Raw genomic sequence first — 4,692 nt, 5'->3', positions numbered from 1 at the left:
GGCGGCTGGAGCCGTCGCGGCTCCGGTTCGGCCTCGACCTGCGGTGCGGGGGCGGCGTCCGGCGCCGGTTCCACGTCGGGCACTGAAGGAGTACGGGTTCCTGGAGGACGTGCTGCCGGACCACACCGGCGTGGAGGTCCGGCGGGCCAGCGCGACGATCCGCCTCCGCGCCTCGCACTGATCACCCGGTCGTGGTCCTGCCGGCCCGCGAACGCGTGGTCGACCGCGGACGTGCCGCGGGTCGGTCGAGCCGGGCGGGCCGTGCCCGCGCGGTGGGTGAGGCTGATCACCCTTCCGTGCCCGCCGGGCTGCGCCGTCCGGCCCAGTGGGGTTTGACCACGGCCTCCGGTGGGCAGGAGTAACTTCGACAGCTGTCGTCGAAGATCGCGTCGAAAACTTCTGCTCGCAGTGGAGCAACCCGCGGTGGTCTTCGTGCGACTTAGTCAGTGGGGGTTCCCGGCGGGGTTGTGGAAGGGGTTGCTGGTTCAGTGTTCGCCGCGCGCGCGACAGGTCTGGTCAAGTTGGTGGGGTTGTGCCTGATGGCGGGCGTGCTCGTCGCGGCGGTGCTGTTCCCGGTGGTCGGCGGCCTCGGGCTGGCGTCCAACCGGGCCGCGGACACCGTGGACCAGACCTCCGGTGAGCTGACCAAGGCCGAGCTGCCCCTCGTGACCACGGTGCTCGACATGAACGGCCAGCCGATCGCCTACCTCTACGACCAGTACCGCATCCCGGTCCCGTCCGAGGGCATCGCGGACACCATGAAGGCCGCGATCATCGCGATCGAGGACAAGCGGTTCTTCGAGCACAAGGGCGTCGACTGGCAGGGCATCGCCCGCGCCGCGGCGAAGGCCGGCGTCGACGGCGGAGCCAGCCAGGGCGCCTCGACCCTCACCCAGCAGTACGTGAAGAACTACCTCGCGTTCGTGGTGGGCGAGGGCTCGGAGGAGGCCTACGAGAAGGCCACCGAGGTCACGCTGGGCCGCAAGATCAGCGAGGCCCGCATCGCCACCCAGCTCGAGCAGAAGATGACGAAGGACGAGATCCTCACCGCGTACCTCAACGTCGTCCCCTTCGGCAACGGCGCGTTCGGCGTCGGCGCGGCGGCCCGCACCTACTTCGACACCACCCCGGACAAGCTGACCGTGCCGCAGGCCGCGATGCTCGCCGGCCTGGTCAACGAGCCGAGCAGGCTCAACCCGGGCTCCGACGTGGACGCCGCGATCAAGCGCCGCAACACCGTGATCGAGCGGATGCGCGACAACGGCGCGTTCGGGCCGGACGCGAAGGTCGCGGAGGAGAAGGCCGCCGAGTACAAGGCCGCCGACATCGGCGTCGTCCCCGACCTGAAGCTGCTGCCCAACGGCTGCGTCGGCGCGGGCGACGGCCCGGTCTACGGCTTCTTCTGCCGCTACCTGATCGACTACCTGGAGAAGGCGGGCCTGCCGGCCGAGAAGCTCAAGCGCGGCGGCTACACGATCACCACCACCATGGACCCGGTCGCCACCCGCGCGGCCAAGGACGCCGCCATGGCGCAGGTGCCCAAGACGCAGCCGGGCGTCGCCAACGCGATGGCCGTGGTCGAACCGGCCGGGGACAAGCACCGGGTGCGGGCGCTGGCCGCCAACCGCGACTTCGGCAACAACGCCGACGCCGGGCAGAGCGCCTACTCGATCCCGGCCGAGGTGACGAAGTTCGGCGCGGGCTCGATCTACAAGGTGTTCACCGCCGCCGCGGCGCTGGAGCGCGGCGTCACGGGCATCGACAAGCAGATCGACGTGCCGAAGCTGTACACCTCGAAGGTCTACAAGGACGGCAACAAGGCCTACACGGTCAAGAACGCGGCGGACTACAAGGAGAAGATGACGCTGACCGAGGCGTTGGCGCAGTCCCCGAACACCGCGTTCATCATCCTGGAGGAGAAGGTCGGCCTGAACAACGTGGTCGACATGGCCTACCGGCTGGGCCTGCGCGAGTCGATGCAGGGCGTCAACGGTGCCGGCGACCCGCTCAAGGCCGACGGCTCCAACGGCCCCTCCCAGGGCGACGAGTACAAGCGGGACAACAGCGGCTCGTTCACCCTCGGCGCCGGTCCGACCAGCGTGCTGGAGCTCGCGAACGTGTCGGCCACGATCGTCGGCGGCGGCAAGTGGTGCCCGCCGACCCCGGTGGAGAAGATCCTGGACCGCAACGGCCAGCCCGTGCCGCTGAAGGAAGCGCCGTGCGACCAGGCCCTCGCGCCCGAGGTGGCCGCCGCGCTGTCCACCGGCATGAGCCAGGACACCAGGTCGGGCACCGCCGCCACCGCGGCCAACGCCGCGGGCTGGAACCGGCCCATGATCGGCAAGACCGGCACCACCGAGAACCACTGGTCCGTCGCGTTCATCGGGGCCACCCCGCAGTACGCCGGCGCGGTCATGACGTTCACCGACGGCGTGGCGCCCCAGGTGATCTGCAGCGGCAGCCCGCCGCGGCTGTGCGGCACGAACGACGCCGGCGGTGTCTTCGGTGGTCAGGTGGCCGCGCCGACCTGGTTCAACGCCATGCGGGTGATCCACGACGGCAAGCCGCCCGCGGACCTGCCCCCGGTCGAACCGCGCTTCCGGTAGCGGCGTCCGTCACCCGTTACGTCACGCCTTATGTCACCTCTGACCTGGGCTTTTATAACGGGCGGATACTGAACTACCGGGTACCTCAACACGCTGCGTGACGATCAGTGGGTTATCTCACCAAAAAGCACCAGCGCTTGTGCGAAGGCTTGCCCTTTCTTGTTACATCGGGTTACGGTCCCGGCCGCATGTCACGGTTCGGTCACCAAAGGGACACGGCGTCGCTCCCCGAAAGCGGCGCCACCTGGATCCCCCGCCAGGCGTCCCCGTGACCGGGCCGTGCTCCCCGATGCAGGAAGGCACTACCTTGGCACGGCACTCGAAGGCCAGTGGTCGACGCGCGTTCACCGCGCCCCCCGCCCCGACCGGCACCCGCCGCTCCCACCGAGCGGAGTGCGACCGGAAGCCCGTGAGCGGTCGCGTCGCCGCCGTCGTGGTCGCCGCTGGAGCCCTCGCCACCGGCGTCGGCGCCAGCAGCGGCCTCGACAGCGGTGACACCCGGTTCATCCCGGTCAGCACCGGCTCCGACCTCGCGGCGGCGCTGGTCCACACGGCGGCACCGAAGTCCGCCGACGTCCGCACGGTCCACGCCGTCGAGCCCGCCTTCGAAGCGGCGAAGCTCATGCGGTCCGAGGGCCTCTTCGCCCGGCAGCACGTCGACGAGGCGATCCGGCACGCGTCCGACGGCTACACGGCGCGGCAGGCCGAGCTGAAGCGGCAGAAGGACGCCGAGGACGCGGAGAAGGCCCGCATCGCGGAGGAAGAGGCCCGTGCGGCCGCGCAGAGGGCGGCCGAGGAGGCGGCGAGGCGACCGAAGGCCGTCAAGCCCGCCGAGGGCGCCTTCACGTCCGGCTTCGGCGGCCGGTGGGGCACCACGCACTACGGCGTCGACATCGCCAACGCCATCGGCACGCCGATCCTGTCCGTGATGGACGGCGTCGTCGTCGAGGCGGGCCCGGCGTCCGGGTTCGGCCTGTGGGTGCGCGTGCAGCACGAGGACGGCACGATCACCGTCTACGGCCACATGAACGAGATCCTGGTGACCGCCGGCCAGCACGTCCAGGCCGGCCAGCAGATCGCCACCATCGGCAACCGCGGCCAGTCCACCGGCCCCCACCTGCACTTCGAGGTCTGGATCGGCGGCTCGCAGAAGATCGACCCCGTCGGCTGGCTGGGCGAGCGCGGCATCACCCTCTGAACGCTCTGACGCCCGCGAGACCCGACGCACGCGCGCAACACGCTCCAGCAGGGCCCTGACAGGTCCTGGAGGCCTGTGGGGCCACGCGCGGGGCGCACGCGAACCGGGCAGCCACCCCGATGGCAGTCCCGAGCCGTCCCCGAACGGCACCGCGGCGCATCCCGCACCGACCCGTGGTTACCCCGACCTCCGACCCCCAAACACGTGCGTCACGACACGAGACCGCCCGGTGCACGCCGGGCGGTCTCGTGCGTCGAGCGGTGCGGCGACATACCGACTGGTCGGTACCTGCGGTACGGTGGCCCGGGACACCTTCAGGGAGGCCATCGTGGGTCGTTGGGGAATCACGCTGCCGCTGACCGGCGTGCCGGTGCTCGACCACCGCGCGCTGGTGGCCGAGCTGGCCGAGCTCGGCTACACCGACGTGTGGTCGGCCGAGACCGCCGGCACCGACGCCTTCACGCCGCTGGCCCTCGCCGCGCAGTGGTCCGACCGCGTCCGCCTGGGCACGGCGATCGCGCCCGTCTACACGCGCGGCCCGGCCACGCTGGCCATGACGGCCGCCACGCTGGCCGAGGTGACCGGCGGGCGGTTCGTGCTGGGCATCGGCTCGTCCTCGCCCGCGATCGTGCAGCGGTGGAACGGGGTGCCGTTCAGCGAGCCGTTCAAGCGCACGCGGGACACGCTGAGGTTCCTCAAGGCCGCGCTGGCGGGCGAGAAGGTGACCGAGGAGTACGAGACGTTCTCCGTGCGCGGCTTCCGGCTGGAGCGCACCCCCGCGCACCGGGTGCCGATCATGCTCGCCGCGCTGCGCCCCGGGATGCTGCGCCTGGCCGGCCGCGAGGCCGACGGCGCGATCACCAACTGGCTCGGCGCGGACGACGTGCC

General features: G+C 71.3%; 4 protein-coding genes. All 4 read left to right on the top strand.

Going from position 1 to position 4,692, the window contains the following annotated elements; translation table 11 throughout:
• The coding region (locus AB0G02_RS28785) for a hypothetical protein (protein WP_360799849.1) at nucleotides 1-181 on the top strand (181 nt) is incomplete at its 5' end.
• Between the two features lie 307 nt (nucleotides 182-488).
• A complete protein-coding gene (locus tag AB0G02_RS28780; protein ID WP_360799846.1) occupies nucleotides 489-2,606 on the top strand; it encodes a transglycosylase domain-containing protein in 2,118 nt (705 codons plus the stop codon).
• Between the two features lie 409 nt (nucleotides 2,607-3,015).
• A complete protein-coding gene (locus AB0G02_RS28775) occupies nucleotides 3,016-3,804 on the top strand; it encodes a M23 family metallopeptidase (protein WP_360799843.1) in 789 nt (262 codons plus the stop codon).
• A 328-nt stretch (nucleotides 3,805-4,132) separates the two neighbouring features.
• Nucleotides 4,133-4,692: LLM class F420-dependent oxidoreductase (locus AB0G02_RS28770; protein ID WP_360799840.1), on the top strand; the 560-nt coding region annotated here is incomplete at its 3' end.

This window comes from Actinosynnema sp. NPDC023658 (assembly GCF_040639995.1).
Lineage (GTDB): Bacteria > Actinomycetota > Actinomycetes > Mycobacteriales > Pseudonocardiaceae > Actinosynnema.
This window is presented reverse-complemented; position numbering and strand designations above follow the sequence as displayed.